The organism is Peribacillus sp. N1 (assembly GCF_054600815.1).
In genome coordinates, this window is sequence record NZ_BAAHZO010000001.1 from 338,585 (window position 1) to 363,518 (window position 24,934).

Annotated in this window: 18 protein-coding genes; 15 read left to right on the top strand and 3 right to left on the bottom strand. The window is 38.4% G+C overall.

Going from position 1 to position 24,934, the window contains the following annotated elements:
- Positions 1–313: 313 nt before the first annotated feature.
- On the bottom strand, positions 314–1,441 hold the full coding sequence (locus ACYP5M_RS01615) for a PrpF domain-containing protein (protein WP_459734544.1): 1,128 nt from the start codon (positions 1,439–1,441) through the stop codon (positions 314–316).
- Positions 1,442–1,590: 149 nt separating this feature from the next.
- Here ACYP5M_RS01615 and ACYP5M_RS01620 point away from each other — a divergent pair, with 149 nt between their 5' ends.
- Together ACYP5M_RS01620 and ACYP5M_RS01625 are read left to right on the top strand one after the other, a co-directional pair.
- Entirely contained in the window at positions 1,591–2,454 is an 864-nt protein-coding gene (locus ACYP5M_RS01620; protein WP_459734545.1) for a LysR family transcriptional regulator, read from the top strand.
- A gap of 252 nt (positions 2,455–2,706) precedes the next feature.
- Positions 2,707–4,017 (top strand): CitMHS family transporter, encoded by a 1,311-nt coding sequence (locus tag ACYP5M_RS01625; RefSeq protein WP_230304141.1) that lies wholly within the window; start codon positions 2,707–2,709, stop codon positions 4,015–4,017.
- A 92-nt stretch (positions 4,018–4,109) separates the two neighbouring features.
- Here the strand turns inward: ACYP5M_RS01625 and yyaC are convergent, their stop codons facing one another.
- On the bottom strand, positions 4,110–4,643 hold the full coding sequence (gene yyaC / locus ACYP5M_RS01630; protein ID WP_230176480.1) for a spore protease YyaC: 534 nt from the start codon (positions 4,641–4,643) through the stop codon (positions 4,110–4,112).
- Between the two features lie 612 nt (positions 4,644–5,255).
- On the opposite strand from yyaC, the gene ACYP5M_RS01635 reads away from it, so the two are divergent.
- The 4 genes from ACYP5M_RS01635 (at position 5,256) to ACYP5M_RS01650 (ending at position 9,271) form a co-directional block, all read left to right on the top strand.
- Positions 5,256–6,701: an alkaline phosphatase PhoX gene (locus ACYP5M_RS01635; protein WP_260357336.1), complete on the top strand. Its 1,446-nt coding sequence runs from the start codon at positions 5,256–5,258 to the stop codon at positions 6,699–6,701.
- Between the two features lie 57 nt (positions 6,702–6,758).
- Positions 6,759–6,986: a twin-arginine translocase TatA/TatE family subunit gene (tatA, locus tag ACYP5M_RS01640; RefSeq protein ID WP_101221764.1), complete on the top strand. Its 228-nt coding sequence runs from the start codon at positions 6,759–6,761 to the stop codon at positions 6,984–6,986.
- 48 nt (positions 6,987–7,034) lie between these two features.
- Positions 7,035–8,048, top strand: a complete 1,014-nt coding sequence (locus ACYP5M_RS01645; RefSeq protein WP_459734546.1) for a bifunctional metallophosphatase/5'-nucleotidase — start codon at positions 7,035–7,037, stop codon at positions 8,046–8,048.
- A 995-nt stretch (positions 8,049–9,043) separates the two neighbouring features.
- The gene (locus ACYP5M_RS01650; RefSeq protein ID WP_459734547.1) at positions 9,044–9,271 is read left to right on the top strand and encodes a hypothetical protein; all 228 of its coding nucleotides are present in this window, start codon (positions 9,044–9,046) and stop codon (positions 9,269–9,271) included.
- An 823-nt stretch (positions 9,272–10,094) separates the two neighbouring features.
- Here ACYP5M_RS01650 and ACYP5M_RS01655 read toward each other — a convergent pair.
- Positions 10,095–10,853, bottom strand: a complete 759-nt coding sequence (locus ACYP5M_RS01655) for a GTP cyclohydrolase II (protein WP_101221767.1) — start codon at positions 10,851–10,853, stop codon at positions 10,095–10,097.
- Between the two features lie 662 nt (positions 10,854–11,515).
- Between ACYP5M_RS01655 and ACYP5M_RS01660 the strand changes: the two genes are divergently transcribed.
- The 9 genes from ACYP5M_RS01660 to ACYP5M_RS01700 all read left to right on the top strand — a co-directional run bounded on the left by ACYP5M_RS01660 (position 11,516) and on the right by ACYP5M_RS01700 (position 24,919).
- A complete protein-coding gene (locus ACYP5M_RS01660; RefSeq protein ID WP_459734548.1) occupies positions 11,516–13,585 on the top strand; it encodes a bifunctional aldolase/short-chain dehydrogenase in 2,070 nt (689 codons plus the stop codon).
- Between the two features lie 183 nt (positions 13,586–13,768).
- On the top strand, positions 13,769–15,022 hold the full coding sequence (gene rhaA, locus ACYP5M_RS01665; RefSeq protein ID WP_459734549.1) for an L-rhamnose isomerase: 1,254 nt from the start codon (positions 13,769–13,771) through the stop codon (positions 15,020–15,022).
- Positions 15,023–16,041: 1,019 nt separating this feature from the next.
- A complete protein-coding gene (locus ACYP5M_RS01670) occupies positions 16,042–17,079 on the top strand; it encodes an autoinducer 2 ABC transporter substrate-binding protein (protein WP_459734550.1) in 1,038 nt (345 codons plus the stop codon).
- Positions 17,069–18,940, top strand: coding sequence for a cache domain-containing sensor histidine kinase (locus ACYP5M_RS01675; RefSeq protein WP_459734551.1), 1,872 nt, complete (start codon positions 17,069–17,071; stop codon positions 18,938–18,940). The genes ACYP5M_RS01670 and ACYP5M_RS01675 overlap by 11 nt, the downstream gene beginning before the upstream one ends.
- On the top strand, positions 18,906–20,519 hold the full coding sequence (locus tag ACYP5M_RS01680; RefSeq protein WP_459734552.1) for a response regulator: 1,614 nt from the start codon (positions 18,906–18,908) through the stop codon (positions 20,517–20,519). Before ACYP5M_RS01675 ends, ACYP5M_RS01680 begins: the two co-directional genes overlap by 35 nt.
- 191 nt (positions 20,520–20,710) lie before the next feature.
- Complete coding sequence (gene rpe, locus ACYP5M_RS01685) at positions 20,711–21,400, top strand: ribulose-phosphate 3-epimerase (RefSeq protein WP_459734553.1); 690 nt, start codon at positions 20,711–20,713, stop codon at positions 21,398–21,400.
- Positions 21,397–22,368 carry a ribokinase gene (gene rbsK / locus ACYP5M_RS01690; protein WP_459734554.1) on the top strand — a complete coding sequence of 324 codons (972 nt, stop codon included), beginning with the start codon at positions 21,397–21,399 and terminating at the stop codon, positions 22,366–22,368. The genes rpe and rbsK overlap by 4 nt, the downstream gene beginning before the upstream one ends.
- A gap of 23 nt (positions 22,369–22,391) precedes the next feature.
- Complete coding sequence (locus ACYP5M_RS01695) at positions 22,392–23,939, top strand: sugar ABC transporter ATP-binding protein (RefSeq protein ID WP_459734555.1); 1,548 nt, start codon at positions 22,392–22,394, stop codon at positions 23,937–23,939.
- The gene (locus ACYP5M_RS01700; protein WP_098186552.1) at positions 23,936–24,919 is read left to right on the top strand and encodes an ABC transporter permease; all 984 of its coding nucleotides are present in this window, start codon (positions 23,936–23,938) and stop codon (positions 24,917–24,919) included. The genes ACYP5M_RS01695 and ACYP5M_RS01700 overlap by 4 nt, the downstream gene beginning before the upstream one ends.
- Positions 24,920–24,934: the final 15 nt, after the last annotated feature.

Here is a 24,934-nt window from a genome sequence, read left to right on the forward strand (position 1 = left end):
AGGGGGTTTAGCTTATCTGGGGAAATTCACTTATATTCTCGATCCTAGTTTATCATTAAATTTGAAGACAGGGTTTAGGTGAAATACATTAGAGTTTGGGCTCTTTTGAAGTCTCACTTTTACAAAACAAGGATCATTAAAGTAAACTATTTCGGAAAGAAATTTAGTGCCTTTCATATTTTTGAATATTTCTTTCGCTTCTTTTTCTGTGTCAAATTCAAATATTTTCCTTTAAAAAGATAGTGATGACCCACATTTGACAAGCCTCCAAGTGATAGAAAATTTTTTGCTGTAATTTGCAGATCAATTCAAATCAAGCTAATTGATAGGAATTCTCGTAATTTTTTTTCGTGTACACGTATCCCTCCAAAATGATTCTTGCTGTGCGTACCACTTTAATAGCACGTATGTGTCCTGCCAAGAAATCAACCTTTGTTTCCATTATCCCCGCAGGATGGGCTAATCGGAAAATTTCGTGTTTAATGTTCACCATCTCAGATAAAACCGTTTCCTGTAAGTAAGCCCCTGCTGTTGCACAGATGGCTCCTGTAATGGCAAGCGCTTGATGGGGCTTTTGCATTGACATCATTCGGATCATCAAATCCATCTCTGACGCTTTTCTTTCAGATCCATTTAGATCGACGTAATCCATAGGAGGAGCAATTAGAGTCATTTTAGGTACAGCAGGAGATTTGACAGTAGCTGATTTCTTATCGGAAAATTGACACATTTCAGCTGCAATTGACCGGATTTCTTCCAGTTCATTTAATTTTTCCTGTGAATAATCATTGGGTAATTCGGTTCCGCTTAGACCAATATCCTGTGCCCTTACAAAAACGAGTGGATTGGCAACATCAATAATTGAAACTTGAATTAACCGATCCTTGGTTTTAATCATGTCAATCGGATTTCCTGTAGGGAAAAGTTTTCCTGTAACTGCTCCTTCTGCACGAGTAAAAGAAAGATAAATAGGTGATCCTTTACCAGGCACCCCAGGTATTGAGCAGCATCCTTCTGATTTCACTTGTCCATTTTCAACCTCAACTTCTGCAATAATCAGTTTTTGTGTATTCACATTAAAAATTTTCACCGTTGTAACAGGTTCTTTTACAGGGACTAATCCTTGCTCAATTGCGTAAGGTCCTACAGCAGATGAAATATTTCCACAATTTCCTTTAAAATCGACCATTTGATTATCGATGCTGACCTGAGCAAATGTATATTCCACATCGAATTCTGGTGATTCTGATTTTTTGATGATCGCTGCTTTACTTGTCAATGAATTCGCTCCTCCAAGACCATCAATCTGTCTCCGATCCGGACTGCCCATCACGTCAAGTAAGAATTCCTCCCAGTGTAAGGGATTCGAAGGCATATGTTCAAAATTAAGGAACACACCTTTACTTGTCCCGCCGCGCATTACAACTACAGGTACTTTCATTGTATAACCACCTTTTCTCAAATCAATATATATAGCACTACCGGTTCCTTTGAAAATATAGTATGATATGTTTATTCATAAGTAAAATACATATTTTTTTAATAAAAATGATAAAAAAACTTATAATCCAAAAAGTGGGGGATGGTTAAGTGGACGAAAAAGATTGGATTGCGATAAGAGTACTTTATGAAGAAAAAAACATTAGCCGTGCCGCAGAGCGTTTATATATATCGCAGCCGGCGTTAACGTACCGGCTCAAAAATTTAGAAAAAGAATTTAGCACAAACCTATTTTTCAAAATAAAAGGAGGCATTGAGTTCACTTCAGAAGGGATACATTTAGCGGGTTATGCGGAAGAAATGGTGAAAAAGTTGCAAAAAACGAAAGATTATATGCTGAATATGAAAAATGAGGTAAGAGGAACGTTAAGGCTTGGCGTTTCCAGCAACTTTGCCCAATATAAACTACCAGAGATATTGAAAAAGTTTTCAACACAATATCCTCATGTACAATTAAATGTGAATACAGGCTGGAGTACTGAAATCATGCATCTTCTCGATTCCTCTAGTGTTCAATTAGGCATTCTGCGTGGAAATTATGAATGGTATGGAATCAAATCATTACTGCATAAAGAAAGACTTTGTTTAATTTCTAAGAAAGAGGTAGACTTGGATAATTTGCCAGAACTTCCATTCATAAATTATAAGACCGACAGTTCTTTAAAAAACTTAATAAATGGCTGGTGGCATGATAGATTCCCAGAGCCACCATTTGTAACCATGGAAACGGATCGGCAGGAGACGTGCAAAGAGATGGTCAAAAATGATCTTGGTGTTTCTATTCTGCCGGAAATATGCCTGCAGCCTTCAGATAATTTGCATACATACGGGTTATCCTACAAAAATGGGAAGCCGGTGTTAAGAAATACATGGTTAATGTATAACCAGGATTCATTAAAACTCTCTACTGTGAAAAACTTTATTGATTTCTTGAATAAAAATTCCAATCTTTAACGAAAAAGCACAATGAAATTATTGACAATTTCATTGTGCTTTTTGGATTTCTTAACTTAATATAAAATGGATTATAAGTTTTTTTTTCGGAAAAGTACAAAAAATATGTATTTCACTTATTTAATGATATGAACTATTCTAAAAATAGAAAACAAAGCAACAGGGAAGCAGAAAATAACTATGTAATATTTTTTAATTATTCAAGACTCTTTATCCAATTTGTAAGCGGTTTCTTTAATGGGAGGGATTAATATTCTAACTTTACTTGGAATTTCAATGGTCGTTGTCTTTACTTATTTAATCATGTCTAAACGGTTATCACCTGTTAATTCTCTTGTAGTCATTCCAATTATCTTTGCATTAATTGGCGGATTTGGTCCAGAGCTCGGAGATATGATGCTAGATGGATTAAAGGTTGTCGCACCTTCAGCCGCTTTGCTATTGTTCGCTATTTTGTTTTTCGGAGTTCTGATTGACGCTGGATTATTTGATCCACTTATTAAAACTATGTTGAAAATCGTAAAAGGGGATCCGGTTAAAATAGCGATAGGAACAGCGGTAATCGCAATGACCGTTGCCTTGGATGGTGATGGTACCACGACTCATATGATTACGATTTCCGCCATGCTGCCTCTTTACTTACGACTTGGTATGAATCCACTTATTCTTGCCACTATTTCTATGCTGGCTGTCAGTATTATGAGTGGTATGACTCCTTGGGGAGGACCTGCAACTAGAGCAATAGCATCATTAGGTCTGGATGCAAATGAATTCTTTGTCCCGATTATCCCAACACTATTCTCAGGAATAGCAGCTATTCTTTTTACCGCTTATGTACTTGGTAAAAAAGAGCGCAAAAGGCTTGGCGTTGTTTATATCAAATCTGCACCTGAAATGAAAGGGGCTCTTGCTGAAGCAGCTGTAGCTTCCGCCATACAAGACGATTTAAAGCGCCCTAAATTAATATGGGTCAATCTTTTGTTGACGCTCACAGTCATGGTCGTACTTGTAATGGGCTTAGTACCTGTACCGGTGTTGTTTCTAATCGGGTTTGTTCTTGCTTCGATCATTAATTACCCTAATTTAGAACAGCAAAAAGAGCGAATCGGGTCACATGCAGGAAACGCTATAACCGTTGTTACATTAGTATTTGCGGCTGGTATTTTCACAGGAATCTTTTCCGGAACGAAAATGGTAGACGCCATTGCAAATTCATTAGTGGCCATCATTCCGGATTCTTTAGGCTCTTTTTTACCGATGGTCGTTGCGTTCACAAGTATGCCATTTACGTTCGTTTTATCAAATGATGCTTACTACTTTGGTGTTTTGCCAATTCTTGCCGAAGCAGGAGAAGCTTATGGTGTGAGTCCTTTAGAAATTGCCAGAGCTTCCGTACTGGGGCAGCCTGTACATTTCTTAAGTCCACTCGTGGCCTCGACTCTTTTACTGGTAGGGATGGTAAAGACAGATATCGGGGAACTACAGCGGTATGCATTTAAATGGGCTCTAATTTGTTCATTAGTCCTTATTATTACTGCTATCTTGACTGGGGCTATTATTTAAGTATAACGTTATCAATTAAATTCTCGAACTTAAAAAATTAGGGCTGTGCCAAAACCAATTATTATTAGTGGTTTTTGGGACAGCCCATTCTTTTAATAAGGTCTAGAAGTCTCGCCGGTCGCTTGAGTAATGATTTTTACGATTTTATTCGCCAAATTCATAACCGTGTAAAGACGAGTATCATTTAAAAATTGCATCGTTGGCAGCGGATCTATATAATTTACCATTCCTATAATGTGATAGTCTCCCACTTCAGGTAATACTTTTTTTAAAGCTTTCCCTGGGACAAGAGGTCCATCCTTCAAGAAAACATAACCGACCTGGTTTTGATCCCCTAAACAAGCATCCACACTAAAAATAAGAGGCCTTTTGAATTGTTTTTTAATTTCTTTCAACGTCTCTTTTAAATTAAATGCATGAACGGGATTTTCCAAGGTACCGTAAACACGATAAGGCACCGTGTGTTCTTTTAGCATCGTCCCGACTAAAGGGCCCAATGAATCCCCAACCGATCGATCTGAACCAATGCACAGAAAGATTACATCTTCATTTTGACATCCTGAAGATTGAATAATCTCTTTGACTTTTAATGCTAAACTGTTTATTTCTTCGCCTTTTGGTTCCACAGAACAAATCTGCTCCCTCCTTTTGTAAATTAGACTCACTTTGATTCCCATTTATTCTATTATACGAATTAAAAAGTTATCATGCATGTAAATATGAGCATATGCTTGAGACTGATGGATATTTTTAAATTATTAGTATTTAACATTTTGAAAAATGGCAGTAATTCAAAACATGCGAGTAAGTGGGAGTAGGTTTACAACTAGAATATTTCTAGATCAATTATATAGCATGTCTTTAACCGATACCCCTTTCAAAAATTTTATTGGATTTGGGTAGAATTAATCGGGTTAACTAGTTTGTCATAGTGTATCTCTTATATTTACAAACTATTAATAAGCTTTAATATTCTGCATCATTCTTTTTATGACAAAATCCTTAGTTTTTTCTCTATTTTTGACTAATTCCACCAATTTCCATCCTTTACATGTTATAAATGTCGTTATAACCTCCTTTGTTTTCGAATAAACCATGACTTTTGGTTTATCTTTCATGTGAAGGAATAAAATCACATGGGTTTAACAGAGCATTTAAAATGGTCTGTTAATTTTAAGGGTAGAGTTTGCTATAAGGAATATAGCATCCCTAAAAAAGATTTTTTGGAGGTAATGTTGATGAAATCTAGCAATAGCGGTTTAAACAGACGTAATTTCTTAAAAGTTGGCGGAATGAGTACATTAGCATTAACACTTGGTTCAACAGGGGTATTTTCTCTTGCGGGAGCTACAAAAGGATTTGCTGCGGAATCCAGCAATCCAACAAGTGGATTTGGTGGCTATGGCCCACTAGTAAAAGATCCAAATGGAGTTCTTGATCTGCCAAGGGGATTTCATTACAAAATGCTTTCACGAACTGGTGATATCATGCCTAATGGTGACCTTGTTCCTTCTGCCCACGATGGAATGGCTGCCTATAAAGGAGAGAAGGGTACAACCATTCTTGTAAGAAACCATGAAAATGGGACCAATTCGGACTACCCTGTAAACGGAAAAAAACCTTGGAGTGCTGGTGCTGCCGGCGGCACAACCACATTAATCGTTGGACAAAATAACAAGGTCATTGATCAGTATGTATCAAGTTCAGGTACAATCCGTAACTGTGCTGGTGGTGCTACGACTTGGGGCACTTGGTTAACAATGGAAGAAACTCGTGATATGGGACATGGCTTTGTATTTGAAGTAAATCCGCTTGATCCTGAAAACGAAATGTCAAGAACACCGATCCGTGATATGGGTTATTTCTCCCATGAAGCTGGGCATGTTGACCCTTCAACAGGAATTTGGTATTTAACCGAAGACGCAAGTCCAAGCTTCTTGTACCGTTTTACCCCACATGACCGAAGTCAAAAGCTAGGTTCTCTGCAAAAGGGCGGTCTACTTGAAGCGGCAGCAATCGAGGAATTGCCGGCTGCAGCAGCAAGTCAATTTAGTACTAGACAAAAATTCGGGATTGTTTGGAAAAAATTAAATCCTGAAATCGCACAGCAAGATGCTAAGGATAAAGGCTGTATTCAGTTTAGCCGCTTAGAAGGGGCTTATTTTTCTGAAGGTACTTTATGGTTTGATGATACAAGTGCAGGTTCAGCACGCCTTGGCCGTGTTTATCGCTACACTCCAGCGACAAACACCTTAGAACTATTCTATGAGTCTACTGATAAAAATGATTTAGAAGCACCGGATAACATTACAATCACTCCTTGGGGAGATCTTTGGATCGCCGAAGATGGTGGCGGTAATGATCGTATTGTCGGATTAACTCCTGAAGGAAATATTTATACTTTTGCTGAAAATATGATGAACGGTTCTGAATTTGCTGGCCCTACATTTTCTCCAGATGGAAATACTTTCTTTGTAAATATGCAAACACCAGGTATTACCTTCGCGATTTGGGGACCATTTGCACGCAGAAATTCTACCCGTAGACGAGCTATGAACCAGGCTCAACCGCCAGCAAGTCTTGCACCTGTTGTTTCGGATAAACTTACTGCATTCGCAGAAGAACAAGGTATGTCTATATTAGAAGCAGCAGCTTTAGAGCGTCATGGTATGCCAATTTTATAAGTAATGAACGCATTTTTTGAGTACTATCAAACCATCATGGTATAGGAGGTGAGACGTTTGTTATCTAGTATCGGAATCCCCGGCCTAATTCTCATTCTAGTCATTGCGTTAATCATTTTTGGTCCTTCGAAATTACCGGAAATCGGAAGTGCTTTTGGAAACACTTTAAAAGAATTTAAAAAAGCAACAAATGACTTGATCAGCCATGACAAAGAAGAAAAAACTAACTCTGAAGAGAAAAATAAACTAGTAGGTCTTGAGAAATCCGAAAAGACCGGAAACTAAATAACTTGTTTTACAACTTAATAGAGCATTTTGCTTGGAGGAAATAGTATGAAAAAAATGGGAAAGATATTTTTGACGGGCTGCTTTTCGTTGGCGATGGCTGCCGTTTTTGTCGCAAAGCCCGTTACGGCAGATGCGGAGGAAAAGCTCAAGGAGGGAGAGAAGTTTAAACTTACCATTCTCCAGACGAATGACTTTCATGGTCATCTGGATGACATCGTCACGCTGGATGATGGAACCCTTCATCACAATTCTATTGCGAAGTATGCCACCATCATTGAAAATGTGCGCAATGAAGAGGAGAATGTGCTTCTCGTCGATGGCGGGGATGTCTTCCTGCGCGGCGAGTTTCAGGGGGGGCAAGGAGAGTTGGAGACGTCCCTTTTGAAAGCTTTGGACTATGATGCGATGGCTCTAGGAAACAACGACTTCCGCGTTTACCCTGTCGGGGAGGGCACACCGGACAGCCGTTATGAACAGTTAAAAGATTACCACCGCAACGTGAATTTCCCCATCCTAACTGGTAATGTAATTGACAGGGAAACAGGAAAGTACATTCAGAATGTAAAACCTTGGAAGGTATTTGCTTTCAATGGCGTTAAAGTCGGCATGATCGGCCTCACATCGATGAAGCCGGAAATTCGCGGTTGGGATGATGTTGCAGACCTCGATTTCATCGAACCGGTTCAAGCCTTGAATGCGTTGCTTCCTGAAGTGAGTGAAAAGTCAGACGTTAACATTGTCCTTTCGCATGCCGGAAATCCTGAAGACCATAAGCTGGCTCAGGTTTCCGGAGTTTCAGCGGTAATCGGGGCAGATACACACAAGGTCATCGAAACTCCCGAATACGAATTCAACGGAGAGGTGATGGTGCCAATTACTCAAGCTGGCGGAGAACAAGAACATTATTTGGGCCGCCTGAATTTGACTTTTGAAGTCGTTGACGCCAAAATGACTTTGGTCGAATCCAATGGATTCCTCTACGACGTCACAAATGTTCCGGCAAATCCGGAGATACAAGCGATTATAGACGATTATCGTGCAGATTTGAAAGCGCAATAATCAAATCTTCATAATGCTATGAGGTAAGGACAAAGCGAGGTTATTTGCTTTGTCCTTTCTATATTAATGATAAAGTAAAGAATGCAAGGGCCTGTCCCAGAAAGTCGTTGAAAACTAACTGACTTGCGGCCTTTTTATTTTTGCTCATTTCCCGCCATTTCAACTGACAGAGTTGAGCTTAGTGTAGAGTTTGTCTGTTTAGTTTAGCTTTAATACCACTAATTAATGTGCAAAAAAAATAGTTAGGGAACAAAGCATTTGTTATGTCATTGAGATTGCGAAGATTTTCACTTAAATCACCATTAAATGCCTTTTTTTGTTTACTGATAATCGTTAGAAAGAGTACTAATGAGTTTTTCATTATATAGCTATAATTGATTTTAAACAATTCTCGATATCCATAAACAACCAGTTATTTTTTTACCGCTAATGGTTATTATAAATAAAGAAGAAGGGGCTACTGATTACGTATGATTCACATCATATAGTAAATGAGGTGTTAGTTAAAGACGTTTAACTTAACTACAGGTAGCTTCATTAAAAAATCGATTCGAGCAAGGAGATGGTTCTCTTGCACGTAAAAGCAGAAAACTCATTCAATAATTGTCATTTATGCTTTGAAAGTTGATGAAACTTTTTAAGATATAGGGGATGGTTGCTTTGGATGGTAAACTCTAGTCAGATACCAGTTCTTACTCTAATGTAGATGAGGTGTTTATCGCAGAGTATTTATGCTGATTCGAAATGAAGCAAACCCCTTTTTCAGGCAGGGTGCAACGTTCCGTTGCATCCTGTTTTTATGTATTTTCTTGTTATCCTAGCGTGAGCCATTTTATTTATATCCCTTATACTCGTATGTGTTTTCATTTTACGGTAACCTGTTATGTTATACATAAAAGAACTTAATAAGGAAAAGCATACGTGTAACAAGATGATAAAAAAATAATACAATATTATTGAAAAGACATAAATCAAACAAGAAGGATGGGATCCTGATGGTTGATGAAAATATACAAAAAAACAAACGGGAACAATGGAAAAAGCAAGTTATGAATAACCTGAAGAGGGAAGCGGTTAAAAATATCATAGCAGGAATGGGAGACCTAGCAAGATTAGATGCTAAAGTCAATAATACTTACACTGTATACATCAAGGATGGAAGGATGAAAAAGCAACCTACAAATGGCAAGTGTGTTGTCATTAATGGAAAAATCCAAGATTAACTGAGAAGGGTGATGGAAAACAATAAGTGATTTTTGGTGATTTAACTCCAGTACTCTTCTATAACCAATTTTTATTAAAGAAATAATGAATAGAAATCACTGCGATTTGCCAGGACTGCTACAATTGTTATAGGGCCGATTCCCATTACATTACTCTCTTTGCTCCAGCTATATTAAGCACGGTCTGCTTTGCTAGGGCAATAAGAACCACTTTAGACGTCATTGTTGTTTTGCTGATTTATTTCCCGCCTTTTAGCAGTGGCCGAGGTGCGGTATTGGGAATGCTCTTTGCAATAGTTACGACAACTGTCTGGTATCTATCGGTAATCCATGAGGAAATAGAAAATATTTATATCGGTGCGGTTACACCCTTGTTATCCTCCTGATTAACCATATCATCGGGAAGAATGATTGTGTTCTGCACGAGCAGCAAAAGCAATAAGGAAGGGAAGGTCATCAAACTTGTAGCTTTGGGGACATAGGGTATATAACAACGATAATATGATATAGAAAGAGGGGGGATATCCCCTCTTTTTTTTTATCAAAAAATCTGCGATTGTATTGAATGACATTGTGAGAAACTCAGTATTGAATATGTTTTTTTGGAATAAATTCCCTTTTCAACAAATAGTTTGGTCGAATCGAAAATCTTTTTTACCTTTTTATCAAATAATCTTTTAATAACACATTTGATTTCCATGACAAATGATTTTTTAAAGCATATCTACAGGATAATACATTCATCGATTCTAGAGGTCCCACGATTATTCCAAAAATTCAAACCTATTCAGGGGTATAAACAATTTCATATAAAACAAATAAGTCATTCATTTTTACTATCTTTTAAATGACCGGAACGAACCACTTTAGTTTTTAAATATTTTTCATTAAACTCGGAAATATCACCCCATAACGGAACTCTGCCTGCAACATTGGCACCTGAGTTTTGAAGGGCTTCTAATTTTTTCGGATTGTTGGTGATAAGAGTCACTGGATTAGAGCGCAGTTTTTTTAACACCCGAATGGCGTCATCATAGTTACGTGCATCATCCACAAATCCAAGCTCCAAATTCGCTTCAACCGTATCCAATCCTTTTTCTTGCAGAACATAAGCCATGGCTTTACTAAATAATCCGATGCCTCTTCCTTCGTGATTCGCTAAATAAAATAAAGCTCCGGATCCTTGAGCTGCAATCATTTTCATAGCCTGCTTTAATTGAAAGCCACAATCACAGCGTTTGCTGCCAAATATATCCCCAGTATGACAAATACTATGCATCCGAATAAGGGCTTCAGCTGAATGTTGGAAATCTCCATACAGTAACACACTTGATTGCTGCATTTCCGCTAAGTTGGAAGAGGCTAAAGTTTCAATGATCTTTTCTATATTATAAGTGCCGTCACCACAAAAATGACCCGCCATATTCTCACATCTTAACCAGCAATACCACTGGAATATAATTGTTTCGCCCTCTAAGTTAACGGGTAATTTGATTGGGCCGACTAAATAAATGGATGTTTCATCACTTTTAATAACGTTAATTTTATCTTCTAATATCAAAGCCACTTTTTCATTAATCATATAAACTTCCTCCCGAAACTTCTAATACTACGATAACGTTTACTAGTTCATTTCATATTGTACCCAATCCACTCTTTTGTGAATCTTTGATTTTAAATAGAAAAAAAAGCTTCAAATGTACTAAAACGAAAGACAATATCAAAAGGTTAACCCCATCTTTGGTGTGAAAGCCCAAGACCATTTCTTATTTGAACCAAAGCACCGATTTTTCAAATGGAATTCGATTAAAAACACTGTATCTCTTAATTTCAGTAAAAAGGATTGAGAAGCATTATTGCATCGATGGTATTTGGATTAGAAAGAAGTTTGTCTAGCTGCCTGTTTACCCGTGATAATTAGAAATGTCCTGCGAAGTCTTTGGGAAGTTTTGCATCTTTCTTTTTCTAAGATGGAAGGGACATGGTGTTTACATTCCTGGTCATTTGTTGTATTTACGTTTATTTTACAGACTTCATCTAAGGAAAATGGTGATTTTTTAGATGATATTACCTTGCAGAATGATTTGGATTGTTGAAAATGCGGATACATCCATTGTCTTTCACGCTCAACGGTTTTCCTTGTTTTCGTAAAATTGGAAACAATTAAAAAAACTTCTTCAAATGAAAACAAAAGTGTTATACAATAAAACAAACACAAATAAAGATAAACGGGGGTAAAACAAAATGGTTAATAATTTATGGAATGATAAAGAAGCGTCAAAAGTGGCATCTGGAGTAGAAGAACTGGTATATCGGTCTAATTTAATCGGTACAGATCGAGCCGTCTGCAACTGGGGAGGCGGCAATACATCCATGAAAACAATGGAAAAGGATTTTCGTGGCCGGGAAATTGAAGTCATGTGGGTTAAAGGAAGCGGTTCCGACCTTGCAACAATGAAAGCGGGCAATTTCACAGGTTTGAATCTAGCGGATATTCACCCTTTAATCGAGCGTGATGACATGCCTGATGCAGATATGGTTGAATATTTGTCACACTGCATGATCGACAGTAAGCATCCACGTATGTCGATTGAAACTTTACTTCATGCCTTCCTTCCCTTTAAACATGTTGACCACACACATCCAGATGCAATTATTAGTCTTTGCTGTGCAGACAATGGAAAAGAAGTCGCCAATGAAATTTTCGGTGATCGTTTTGTCTGGGTACCATATGAGCGCCCTGGCTTCACTTTGTCTAAAATGATCGCAAAAGGTGTGAAAAATAACCCGCAAGCCGAGCTTGTTTTAATGGAAAAACACGGATTGGTTACTTGGGGTGAAACATCGAAAGAAGCCTATGAAAAAACCATTTCGATCATAACGGAAGCAGAAGAGTTTATTAAAAGCCGCCAGCATGAAGAAGATGCATTTGGTGGACAGGCATTTGACTCTTTACCTGAAGCAGAGCGCAAAAAGGTACTTGCTTCGATTATGCCGGTTATCCGCGGTGCTGTGGGCGAGGAGAAAAAAATGCTTTTAACCTTTGACGATGCAGATGATGTCCTGCAATTTTTGAACAGCAAAAATGCGGCAGCCTTATCACAAGTCGGTGCCGCTTGCCCGGATCATCTTGTACATACAAAAATGAAGCCGCTTTTCATTAACTGGGATCCTCAAAATGAACGGACTGAATCCTTGGTGGAAAAAGTTAAAACGGGTATTCAACAATATAAGGAAGAGTATAAGCAATACTTCGAGCGCAATAAACACGAAGGAGATGTGATGTTTGAGGCGGCACCACGAGTTATTTTGATTCCAGGTGTAGGAATGGTCAACACAGGCAGAAACGTAGCCATGGCAAACGTGAGCGGAGCACTTTACCATCGAGCGATTGCGGTTATGAAAGGGGCAACAGCACTTGGCGAGTTCGTATCTCTCAGTGAAAATGAGTCATATAACGTTGAATACTGGCCACTTGAGCTTTATAAATTGTCTCTTTCACCGGCAGAAGCGGAGTTCTCACGCAAAGTAGCCTTCATTACAGGCGGTGCGGGCGGAATTGGCAGCGCAACAGCACGGCGTTTAGTTTCTGAAGGTGCCCATGTAGTTCTAGCTGATTTAAATATTGAAGGTGCTGAAAAAGTTGCGGATGAAATCAATAAAGAATACGGGGAAATACGTGCTGCAGCTTTTAAAATGGATGTTACCAGTGAAGAGCAGGTACAGGATGCCTTTGAGAAATCAGCTCTTACATTTGGGGGAATTGATATTATCGTCAACAATGCCGGCCTTGCCACATCCAGCCCGTTTGATGAAACAACCTTACAAGAATGGAACCTAAACATGAATGTACTGGGTACAGGCTATTTCCTTGTAGCGCGTGAAGCTTTTAAGCAAATGAAACAACAGGGAACAGGAGGAAATATGGTATTTGTGGGATCGAAAAACTCTGTTTACGCTGGAAAAAATGCTTCTGCTTACAGTTCAGTCAAAGCACTTGAAACACATCTAGCACGATGCATTGCAGTGGAAGGCGGGGATTTCGGAATCCGTGTTAATTCTGTTTTGCCAGACGCCGTATTACAAGGATCTTCCATTTGGGGATCGGGTTGGCGTCAAGAGCGTGCCGCTGCATACGGAATAGAACCAGACCAGCTTGAAGATCATTACAAAAAACGTACGACATTGCTAGTAAACATATTCCCGGAAGACATTGCTGAGTCCATAGCGTTTTTCGCTTCATCAAAAGCAGACAAAACAACGGGTTGCATGGTCACTGTAGACGGCGGTGTACCTGGAGCTTTTAATCGCTGAATAGGTTTTGCCTGTTTTCTTGGATTTTGTTGCTTTAAGTGGAGGGTTTGTCATAGGTGGAATCAATCTATCGAAAAATAATAGATTAAGTATGTACTGCCCATTATGATAAGTGAAGAATATGTGAAAAGGTAGTAGGAATCATGGAGTAATCAATTCAATCCGTTAAAAGGATGGGACGATATGACAATTAAAGAACAGTACGTAGCAGCGAAACAAGCGTATGCGAATTGGGGAATTGATGTTGATGCGGCACTCGAAACACTGAAAAAAGTGCCCATTTCGATTCATTGCTGGCAGGGTGATGATATTGGTGGATTTGAAGTGAACAAAAGTGAATTATCTGGCGGTATTGATATAACGGGAAATTATCCAGGAAAAGCCACTACTCCGGAAGAGCTGCGCATGGATCTTGAAAAAGCGCTATCTCTTATTCCGGGGAAACATCGGGTCAATTTGCATGCCATTTATGCGGAAACAAATGGAGAAGCAGTCGAACGCGATCAGCTTGAGCCAAAGCACTTCGAAAACTGGTTGAATTGGGCTAAAGAAAACGGTCTTGGTTTGGATTTTAACCCGACACTATTTTCCCATGAAAAAGCAGCAGACGGCTTGACCCTTTCTCATCCAAATGAAGAAATTCGTGAATTCTGGATTGATCATTGCATCGCCAGCCGAAAAATCGGAGAGTACTTTGGCCGTGAACTAGGCAATCCCTGCTTAACAAATATATGGATTCCAGACGGCTACAAAGATATTCCAAGCGACCGTTTGACACCGAGAAAGAGATTAAAAGAATCCCTTGATCGAATTTTTACAGCAGAAGTGGATGAAACATGTAATTGGGATGCTGTGGAAAGTAAAGTATTCGGTATTGGCTCCGAGTCATATGTCGTAGGATCGCATGAATTCTACCTTGGCTACGCACTGAAAAATAACAAGATTTGCTTAGTGGATACAGGTCATTATCATCCGACTGAAACTGTATCGAACAAAATTTCTTCGATGCTATTATACAGTGATAAACTAGCACTTCATGTTTCGCGCCCGGTTCGATGGGACAGTGACCACGTCGTAATTTTAGACGATGAGCTTCGTGAAATTGCGCTTGAAATTGTTCGCAATGATGCATTAAACCAGGTGATCATTGGTCTTGATTTCTTTGATGCCAGCATCAACCGTGTTGCTGCCTGGACGATTGGTACGCGTAATATGATTAAGGCCCTCTTATATGCCTTACTTGTACCGAACGATCATTTGAAAGAACTGCAAGAAAAAGGCGATTTTACTGAGCGACTGGCATTAATGGAGGAATTTAAAACCTATCCATTTGGTGCAATTTGGGATTATTATTGTGAAAAAATGAATGTGCCGGTAAAGGAAAGATGGCTGACGCAAGTGAAAGAATATGAACGTGATGTCTTAGCAAAGCGTTAAAATAACAGGTTGTCCTGAAACCGCAAACCGATGTGCGACTAATTCCGCTGAATTAATATGGGGTCTACCGATTCGTCCCGAGTGAATGGTCTGGAATTACCGAAATATAACGAAGAAGTGGAGAAAAAGTAAAAAAGTTTTTGTTTAAATTAGAAAATTAATATAGTTAAAAAGGAAAACTTATTAGAAAGGTAATTCCTTTATAAAATATACCTATAACGACTATGACACAGGTCTTTCTATGGGTATATTTTTTTTGTTTGCACGTTAATAAATAGACATGAAAGCTAGTCAATTTGTGTTAAATCCGGAATGAGAGTCTCGTGCAACAAATTGATTTAACCAGTTGAAAATTAGACTGAGGATTGAGGAGGAATCGTTAAAGTAACTTTTTCTAAAAGGGGAGGATTTGGATTGAAGGTATCAATCTACAGTTTAAGATAATAAAAGCACTATGAAAAAAGGATATAGAAAATGTAATGACGTAGACTGCTTTGTAATTTTCCAATACAACTAAAAATGAAACACAATGAGCAAGTGAAACTATATAAAAATATTATTTGAATTTTAAAAATGTTTGTGAAATTTAAATTGACAAACCTTTCAAAAACAGTAAAAATCAATAATAAAAAGAAAAAAATGATGGGGTTCAAATGTACAATAGAGATATTTTTAATACATATAGAAGAGAATGAGAAAGTCGCTCACTCTTGTTGCTAAAATACGATTTTTCCAGTTTCCATCTCGCTTTTGGTGTAAGTTAGTGGTTGAACATAACAGAGAAGGACATGGCTGGACAATAAATTATAGGGAAACCTGAAAGTATATAAAGGTTTCCTATTTTAGTAAAGAAATTAAGGTTATACTCCCGGTAAAATCCATCATTTATGAAACCGTTTACTTAGAAAGAAGCAGCGGTGAATGTAACCGGATGAGAAAAGCACTTCTTAAGTCATTCCTTATTACAATATCCATGATACGTGCTAATGTTTAGAATTTAAGAAAGAAGGTAGCTAATCATGTTAAGGATGCCCATCTTTTTTATTTTGTTTTTATTTATACTAAGCGGCTGTGCTCATTCTGCAGAATACGAGATTATTTACAATGATGAAGAAAGTATCGACGTCAATACAAAACCTGTCGAGAATAAAAAAGATTCGTATACGATAGCTGTTATACCTAAAATTGACGGAATACCTTATTTTAAAGCGGTAGAGGAGGGGGCGTTGGAGGCTGGAAAAGACTTAGGTGTTAAGGTCATATATACAGGCCCACCTACCCCCAGCTCTGAAAAGCAGGAAGAGATTATAACAAAATTAATTGAAAAAAAAGTGGACGTAATTGCGGTATCTGCAAATGATCCATATAAATTAGGCAGGGTGCTGAAAAAAGCAAAGCGTAAAGGAATCAAGGTGATCACCTGGGATTCTGATACTAATGCATCATACAGAAGCTTTTTTGTGAACATGATAGATCCTGAGATAATTGGCAGGCATGTAATGGATACTCTCGCTATTGAAATGGAAGAAAAAGGGGAGTTTGCGATTATGACGGGATCTCCTACCGCTGCCAATCTTAATACATGGATTGATTGGATTCAAATCCAACAAAAAGAATATTATCCAACTATGAAACTAGTTGAAGTGGAATATACAAACGAAGATATTCATAAAGCGTATAAGGTAACACAAAATTTATTTAAAAAATACCCGGACCTAAAAGGAATTATTGGTATTTCAACGGTTAATCCTCCTGCTGCGGCTCAGGCTGTGAAAGATGCAGGGAAAATCGGCAAGGTTGCTGTAGTCGGTACATCGACTCCTAATTTAATGAATGAGTATTTACAGGAAGGGGCTGCCCAGACCATTACGTTATGGAGTCCACAAAAGTTAGGTTACTTGACTGTTAGCTTAGCAAAAAACTTATTGAATGATGAATTTCCGTATGAAGGACAGAACATTAAGAACATAGGTAGGATTAAATTCAACGGTGATATGGTCATTATGGGAGAACCCATCGATTTTACAAAGGGAAATGTGAACCAGTATGATTTTTAAAGGAAAAAAGCCTATCCTGATAAAAAACTTGCGTTTAACGACAAAACTAGTTACAACCTATACATTATTAACGGTTCTACCTATGGCCTTCCTTGGGTTCATTGCATACTGGCAATACACAAAATCAATAGAAGAAGAAGTAGGCGAATATATTCCCCGTCTTGTCAAACAGGTTAATGGCAACATTGAAAATGACATTCAAAAACTAGAGACCTTACCTGATTTAATTTATAATTCCGGTGATGTTATGGCTATTTTAAGAGACAGCCAATCAAAAAAAAAATCGGTTTTGCTACACGATGAATATATCATGAAGAGTTACTTGACAAGAACCTATTTAAATAACAATTCATCTCATATTTTGGGGGCGTTTCTTGTTTCCAAGAATCGTACATTTGCAAGTACAAGTCTGCATTATGACAGTTTTGGTTTTGAAGATGGTTCCTTGCCATATGCAGATGACCTAGGATTGCTAGGCGAGATGCAGTTGCTCCTTCCTAATCAGACTAATTTAACGTTTGAAGGGGATCCCTCCTATTTTATGCTGGTCAAAACAATTACTGATTTCGATAATAGAAAAAATTTAGGAACGCTCTATATAGCCATCGATGTAGCCTTTTTTGAGCAATCACTTCAGGATTTGCAAAAGGAAGAGAATGTTACGATGTGGATCATGAATAAGCAGGGGAAGATAATTTATCATAAGGATCATTCAAAAATTGGTACAGTGGAAAAAGGGATACATGATTACCCATTACTGAATGGTAGTTTTCGTACAGAAATCGATGGAAAACGGAATTTAATCAGTATAAGTGAATCAAATGAGCTGCCATGGGTACTCGTTCATAGCATGCCTATCAAAAACATGACAGAAAAAACGGATGTTATCCGAAATGTGACAATTTTCGTTTTTATCCTTTTTACACTCATTACTACATTGATCTCTATCTTTTTTGCCTGGACCGTTACACGTCCACTAAACGAATTAGGAGATATAATGAAGCGGGTGGAAAAAGGTGATTTATTAGTAGATATACCTATACATTCCGAGGATGAAGTCGGGATGCTCGCGAACAGTTTTCGATCAATGCTTGCAGAGATAAGAGAGCTGATTCATAAAAACTACCACATTGAACTGCGAAAAAAAACAGCTGAATTATACGCCCTTCAATCTCAAATAAATCCTCACTTTATGTATAATACGCTGGAAACCATAGGCATGGCTGTGGAAGAAGGAGAGAGCGATGAAGTCGTGAAGATGGTGACTCTGCTTGGTAGAATGATGCGCTTTTCAATCAGTAATAAAGAAAGCTTGGTTCCTATAAACAGTGAGGTTCAGCACATTGAAGATTATTTAAGCATCCAACAATTCCGTTTTGAAGATCGTTTGCATTTTATGATAGAAAAAGGAGCAGATGTAGTTAATTATTATATACCCAAGTTTGTTTTACAGCCAATCGTTGAAAATTCCATTAAATATGGTTTGGAAAAAAGAAAGGAAATAGACATTCAAATACATATTTCTGAAGAGGAAACTCAGACAGGTGAGGAATATCTTTTGCTGATAGTCAGTGATAACGGACCAGGGATGACAGAAAGCAAATTAATTGAATTAAATGAAAAGTTACGTTTGGATCCAATGATGAAACGGGACTCTGGCTTTGGGATTATCAATGTAAATGCAAGAATTGGCATGATGTTCGGAGAACAATATAATCTTCAAATTAATAGCGAATACGGAAAGGGAACGAGTGTGATTATTAGACTTCCCAAAATAAATGCCCAACAAGTAAGCATGTATGTTCAAGGAGAGGAGAAGAACAGAGATGATACAAAGGGTCAGGACGGTCATTGTAGATGATGAACCAAGGATAAGAAGAGGCATAGAAAGACTAGTACAATCTTGTGGGGAAGAGTGGCATGTTGTAGGTGTTTACTCCGATGGTCAAGAGGCATACGATGCAATTATCAATCAAGTAGAAGAAGTTGATGTATTAATAACAGATGTACAAATGCCTGTCATGGACGGGTTAACGTTAATTCAACATTTGAAAAAAACTAAACCAAGGCTATTTCCATTCATTATAAGCGGGTATGATGATTTTCTCTATGTACAGACTGCCCTAAGGGAAGGAGCTGTCGATTATATATTGAAACCGATTGATCGAGAAAAGTTTAAACTGCAGTTGAAGACTGTGCAGGAAAAAGTAATTGAGGCACGAAAGGAAAGGGAAAAGGTAGGAGAAATAGAAGAAAGAGCCATGATATTAACCCATGAAAAGCAGCTTCAATTGCTGATGGAAATTACGTGGAAAGATGCAATGGACTTATCATTACTTGAATGGACGCGGCAATTTCCAGAAGGAACCTATTCCCTGATCCATATTGGAATCGATCATACATCTGCCAAAACCCAAAGTTTTTCACCAGAAGATTGGGGTGGATGGAATGATGTAATAAAAAAACTTATAACAGACTTACTAGATGATCATTCAACGCATTGGATGTGGAAAGATAGTCTACATGCCAGTTGGTTATTGATTAAGGATACTACCCCTACAGCTTTGGAGCAATTGTGTATAACATTAAAAACAAGTGTCCAACGGCAAACCCCTTTTACGGTTTCCATTGCCCTTGGGAATGAGTTTAATGACCTTACCCTTTTAGTAAATATTAAAGATGAATTACGATCTACCTTGCAATATCGAATGATACAAGGAGGCAATAAAATTTTCAGAACTGAAATGCTTAAACATGTATCATATAATAAAGTGATTGAAGTGCCGCCATCCATCTATAAATGGGCAGAAGAGACAGTGGAGGCGATGGAGCATGGTGAAGAAGCTGCCATTCGTTCTCTCAGGCAATTTTTTAACGAACTGAAAGATGTCACTTCCCCTTTCATAATACAAGAATCGGTTCGCTATTTGTCTATTAGAATTATTAATAAATGGATTAAAAGTGATGGTTTTAAAGACCTTCCGCTTTTACTTGAGGAAGCATTTAGCATTGCCGAAGATTCTTCTCATTTTAATCATTTAAAAAAGGAGACGGAGCGCTGGGTCATGAATATGTTAAAAAAGCAAGCTGCATTTCAAAATGACCAAACAGATCCCATACGCCAGGCAAAAGAATGGATTTTAAAACATATAGGCGATAACATCACAATAAAAAAAATCGCCAATCATGTCCATTTAAATTCAACCTATTTTTGTGAGTATTTTAAAAATCAGACAGGTGAAACCGTGCTTGACTATGTAACCAATGAACGGTTAAAAGTGGCGAAGGAATTATTAAGTCATACAGATTTAAAGATTTACGATATCGCTTCAAAAGTAGGCTATCAAGATACCAAATATTTTAGTCGGCTGTTTAAGCAATGGACAGGACAACTTCCGTCTCAATATCGAGATACTCATGAGTTTTTTGTGAAAAAGTAGAAGCTTCCATTCCGGAGCTTTTTTTTTATGTCTACATTAAAATGTCCCGAAGAAAATCCCCCCTACCCGAATTTTATCACCTACCAGCTTATGCCAATTCCCTTTATAGTGAAAGTATCAGAAAAGAAAGCGCTTCCTTTATGAGGAAAACGCTTTCTTGATAAAAGACGAAATGGAACGGGAGTGTTTATATGACCTTAATTGGACCCTCACTTATGTGTGCAGATATGGGGAATTTACAAGAATCAGTAATGAGATTAGACCGTGCAGGTGTTGATTTCTTTCATCTGGATATAATGGATGGATCGTTTGTTCCTAATTTTACAATGGGCCCGGATCTAATTAAACGCATTAGGCAATTCTCGGATAAACCATTTGATGTTCACTTAATGGTTGAAAGACCGGAAGACCATTTAGATCTTTTCATTCAGTCGGGGGCAGATATGATTTCCATTCATGCAGAGGCAACTGCCCATTTACAGAGATCACTACAAAAGCTGAAGAATGATGGGATTAAGGCAGGGGTAGCCTTAAATCCATCAACCCCCATCACAGAGCTTGAACATGTATTGGATGTAGTCGATTATGTAACGGTGATGACGGTGAATCCTGGTTTTGCCGGGCAGTCCTTTGTACCGCTTATGTATAAGAAAATAAAAAAGATAAAAGAATTAATTCAATCGGAAGGCTACCAAATTGATATTCAGGTAGATGGAAACATTGGGTTCGAAACCATTCCGGGTGTATTGAAAAATGGAGCCGGCATGTTGGTTTGCGGGACGTCCTGTTTATTTAAAAACGATGTATTACTGGAAGATGCCGTTGGCCAACTCCGGGCATTCTTAGAGCAAATGAAAATGAAAAACGAGGGTTGTGCATGAAAGGGGTTGTAGTGGTAGGGAGTATTAATATGGATATTGTCGCAGTCACTAATCAGTATCCAGCGCATGGGGAAACGATTTTCGGAGAAAATATGAAACTATTAAGTGGTGGAAAAGGCGCAAATCAAGCAACGACGTGCGCTAAACTTGGAAAACCAGTAAAACTGATCGGTGCGGTTGGCGACGACGCATTCGGGCATGAAATAGAACGTTCTCTTCTTCAAAATAACGTGAACATATCCTCCTTGAAACATGTTGCAGAACATCCAACTGGATGCGCAGTCATTACAGTAGATGCTACAGCAGAAAACACCATGCTTGTCATTAAAGGGGCCAATGAACATTTGACAGGAAGTGATATTGACATTTGTTTTTCTACCATCAGTGATGACTATGCTGTTTTACTTGTACAGATGGAAATTCCTAATGAGGCTGTGCTACAAGCCATGAAAAGGGCTAAAGAAAAAAATATGTTTATTATCCTGGACCCTGCTCCGGCAGAAGGGGTAACGACTGAAGCACTGACGTATGCCAATTTGATTACGCCGAATTGGCAGGAAACAAAAGTGTTGACTGGGATCGACGTCAACTCGAAGGAAAGTGCATGCAAAGCGGGTGTTTTCTTTGAGAATCATTTTGGCGTGGAGAATAGCATTATTAAGTTGGGCCATCAAGGAGCATTGGTTTATCAAAACGGTGAAACAAACTTTATCGAGCCCATTGCTGTAAAAGCTGTTGATACAGTGGGGGCAGGAGACTCGTTCGCAGGAGCCCTTGCTTGTGCCATTGCAGATGGGGAGACGATCGAATCAGCAGCCGAGTTTGCTTCAATTGTAGCGGCGATGAAGGTAACGAAAATGGGGGCCCAAGATGGTGTGCCGAGGCTAGCAGAAGTGGAACATTTTTGTGAAACCAATAACATTAATTATTATGGTAAAAAACAAAAGTTGAATCAAATTTATGACTGATTAAGGTTGGAAAGGAGAGAAACATGTCTGATTTCTTATTGCAAATGACGAATGTCAGTAAAACCTTCCCAGGTGTAAAAGCACTGGATAGCGTTCAGCTTGAAGTGAAAAAAGGAGAAGTTCATGCGTTAATAGGTGAGAATGGTGCCGGGAAATCAACGCTCATTAAAATATTAGCTGGCATTTATCGACCGGACCCAGGCGCCAAGTTTTACTTTGAAGGAAAAGAAGCCGAAATTCAAAAACCGATTGATGCTACGCTAAAAGGCATTTCAATCATTTATCAGGATTTAAGTTTATTTTCAAACCTATCTGTAGCTGAAAATATCTATATTGGCCGGGATAGTGACAAAAAACCATGGAAAAAGATTAGATGGAAGGAGATGGAGGATACAGCAAAACGGGCACTTAAAGAACTAGAATTTGAGATTGATGTTCATACACCCGTTGAAAAATTAAGCATTGCTCAACAGCAGCTGATTGAAATCGCCAGAGCCCTCGCTTTTGATTCCAAGTTGATTGTAATGGACGAACCGACTTCATCCCTATCCGCAGGGGAAGTTGAAAAGCTTTATAAAGTTATAAAAAAATTAAAGGATCGCGGAATTTCCATAATCTTTGTCAGCCACAAGTTAAAAGAGTTATTTACTGTTTCCGATCGATTTACAATATTGCGAGATGGGAAATATGTAGGCACTTATGAAACTGAAGAACTTGATGAAGATAAATTAATCACACTAATGGTGGGACGTCAGATTTTATATAACAAGAATATGGTAAAAGGAAAAACAGGAAAAACTCTTTTGGAACTGAATGGTTTATCAAAAGAAGGTAACTTTAAAGATATTTCCTTTGAATTGAAAGCTGGAGAAGTCCTTGGGATTACAGGACTTGTCGGATCAGGAAGAACAGAGCTTGCACAAGCGATATTCGGGGTCAACATGCCCTACGATGGAAGTATGAAAATAAATGGGGTTTCTACTAAAATCAAGTCTTCTGAACATGCTGTAAAGCAAGGGATTGCATATATTCCAGAAAGCAGAAAAACGCAAGGACTCATCCTTCGCCAGTCCATAATCAATAATATTTCATTACCTGTTTTGAAACAATTGAGAAATAAATTCAAATTGATTAAGCGAAAGGAAGAAGTTAAGCTGGCTGATCATTATATGAAAACGCTAGATGTTAGACCCGCTTTGCCTAAAAGGGCAGCTGGTGACCTGTCAGGCGGAAATCAACAGAAAGTCGTGATCGGCAAGTGGCTTTCTACTAAACCACAAATCCTAATTATTGATGAACCGACGAATGGGATTGATATTGGGGCGAAGTCAGAAATTCATAAGTTAATGAGGGAACTGGCAGCTGAAGGAATGGGCATTATTGTGATTTCTTCAGAGCTTCCAGAAGTACTTGCTGTCAGTGATCGGATTTTGGTCATGAGACATGGAAGAATAGCCGGAGAGCTTGGTATAGAAGAAGCGACACAGGAAAATATCATGAATTATGCTCTGCTTGGTTCTCAATCTCCTTCCAAAAAAGGGCTTCCGCTAAAAGAGGAGGTACGTGCATGAACGCCATTTTGAAGTCGAAGGAAATCAGCATCGCAATGATTGTTTTGCTTCTATGTATTACATTGACATTCTTAAGCCCGTATTTTTTAACTGTAGACAATTTGCTGGATGTACTAAAAGGGAATGCTGTCCTTGGAATTCTGGCGGTGGGTATGACACTTGTAATCATCACTGGCGGGATTGACGTATCGGTGGCCGCTGTTACAAGCGCTGTCTGTGTCATCGTTGGAAAAGTAATGATGCTCATGCCTGACCATCCCATCTCTATACTATTACTCTTTTTGATTGGGCCATTTCTTGGGGTTTGTTTAGGTGCACTGAATGGACTGCTTGTTGCAAAGGTTCAAATTCCAGCTATTGTCGTGACACTTGGAATGATGAGTATCATTAATGGGCTCGTGTTGTACATTACGAATGGACAGTATTTGAACAGCAGCAGTTTTCCAACCGTATTCATCAAGTTTGCCAGTTTTGAGATGTTTGGTATATCTATCATCATTCTAATTTTTATCGCCGTAGCACTGTTTACTTGGTATATTTTGAAATACACATTAATCGGTCGCGAAGTATTGGCGATTGGCGGTAATAAAGATTCAGCCATTCGGGTTGGGATAAATTTTGACAAAGTTCAAATATTTGTTTTCTCCTATATGGGGTTTCTTGCAGGAATAGCAGCCATTGCTCAAACAGCATATACAAAGGCTGTGGATCCTAATGGAATGCTTGGTCTGGAGCTGATGGTCATAGCAGCCGTTGTTTTGGGCGGTGCGAACATCATGGGGGGGCGCGGTACCATTTTGGGAACGGTTTTGGGCGTTCTTCTGCTAGGCATTGTACAAAATGGACTTATCTTGGCAAAAATTGATACCTTCTGGCAAAAAGTATTCACTGGATTGATTATATTACTGGCTGTGTCATACGACCACATTCAATATAAACGCTCAAAAGATAAGTTAGCGAAAATTGAAGTGGAAGCGTAAGAAAGAGGTGAAAAA

What these genes read in the sequence shown, in the direction of transcription:
- ACYP5M_RS01645 (WP_459734546.1), top strand. Translation starts at nt 7,035, where the DNA reads ATGAAAAAAATGGGAAAGATATTTTTGACGGGCTGCTTTTCGTTGGCG.
- ACYP5M_RS01650 (WP_459734547.1), top strand. Translation starts at nt 9,044, where the DNA reads ATGGTTGATGAAAATATACAAAAAAACAAACGGGAACAATGGAAAAAG.
- rbsK (WP_459734554.1), top strand. Translation starts at nt 21,397, where the DNA reads ATGAAAGGGGTTGTAGTGGTAGGGAGTATTAATATGGATATTGTCGCA.
- ACYP5M_RS01615 (WP_459734544.1), bottom strand. Translation starts at nt 1,441, where the DNA reads ATGAAAGTACCTGTAGTTGTAATGCGCGGCGGGACAAGTAAAGGTGTG.
- ACYP5M_RS01635 (WP_260357336.1), top strand. Translation starts at nt 5,256, where the DNA reads ATGAAATCTAGCAATAGCGGTTTAAACAGACGTAATTTCTTAAAAGTT.
- rhaA (WP_459734549.1), top strand. Translation starts at nt 13,769, where the DNA reads ATGACAATTAAAGAACAGTACGTAGCAGCGAAACAAGCGTATGCGAAT.
- ACYP5M_RS01670 (WP_459734550.1), top strand. Translation starts at nt 16,042, where the DNA reads ATGTTAAGGATGCCCATCTTTTTTATTTTGTTTTTATTTATACTAAGC.
- ACYP5M_RS01675 (WP_459734551.1), top strand. Translation starts at nt 17,069, where the DNA reads ATGATTTTTAAAGGAAAAAAGCCTATCCTGATAAAAAACTTGCGTTTA.
- ACYP5M_RS01655 (WP_101221767.1), bottom strand. Translation starts at nt 10,853, where the DNA reads ATGATTAATGAAAAAGTGGCTTTGATATTAGAAGATAAAATTAACGTT.
- ACYP5M_RS01680 (WP_459734552.1), top strand. Translation starts at nt 18,906, where the DNA reads ATGATACAAAGGGTCAGGACGGTCATTGTAGATGATGAACCAAGGATA.
- ACYP5M_RS01660 (WP_459734548.1), top strand. Translation starts at nt 11,516, where the DNA reads ATGGTTAATAATTTATGGAATGATAAAGAAGCGTCAAAAGTGGCATCT.
- ACYP5M_RS01695 (WP_459734555.1), top strand. Translation starts at nt 22,392, where the DNA reads ATGTCTGATTTCTTATTGCAAATGACGAATGTCAGTAAAACCTTCCCA.
- rpe (WP_459734553.1), top strand. Translation starts at nt 20,711, where the DNA reads ATGACCTTAATTGGACCCTCACTTATGTGTGCAGATATGGGGAATTTA.
- ACYP5M_RS01700 (WP_098186552.1), top strand. Translation starts at nt 23,936, where the DNA reads ATGAACGCCATTTTGAAGTCGAAGGAAATCAGCATCGCAATGATTGTT.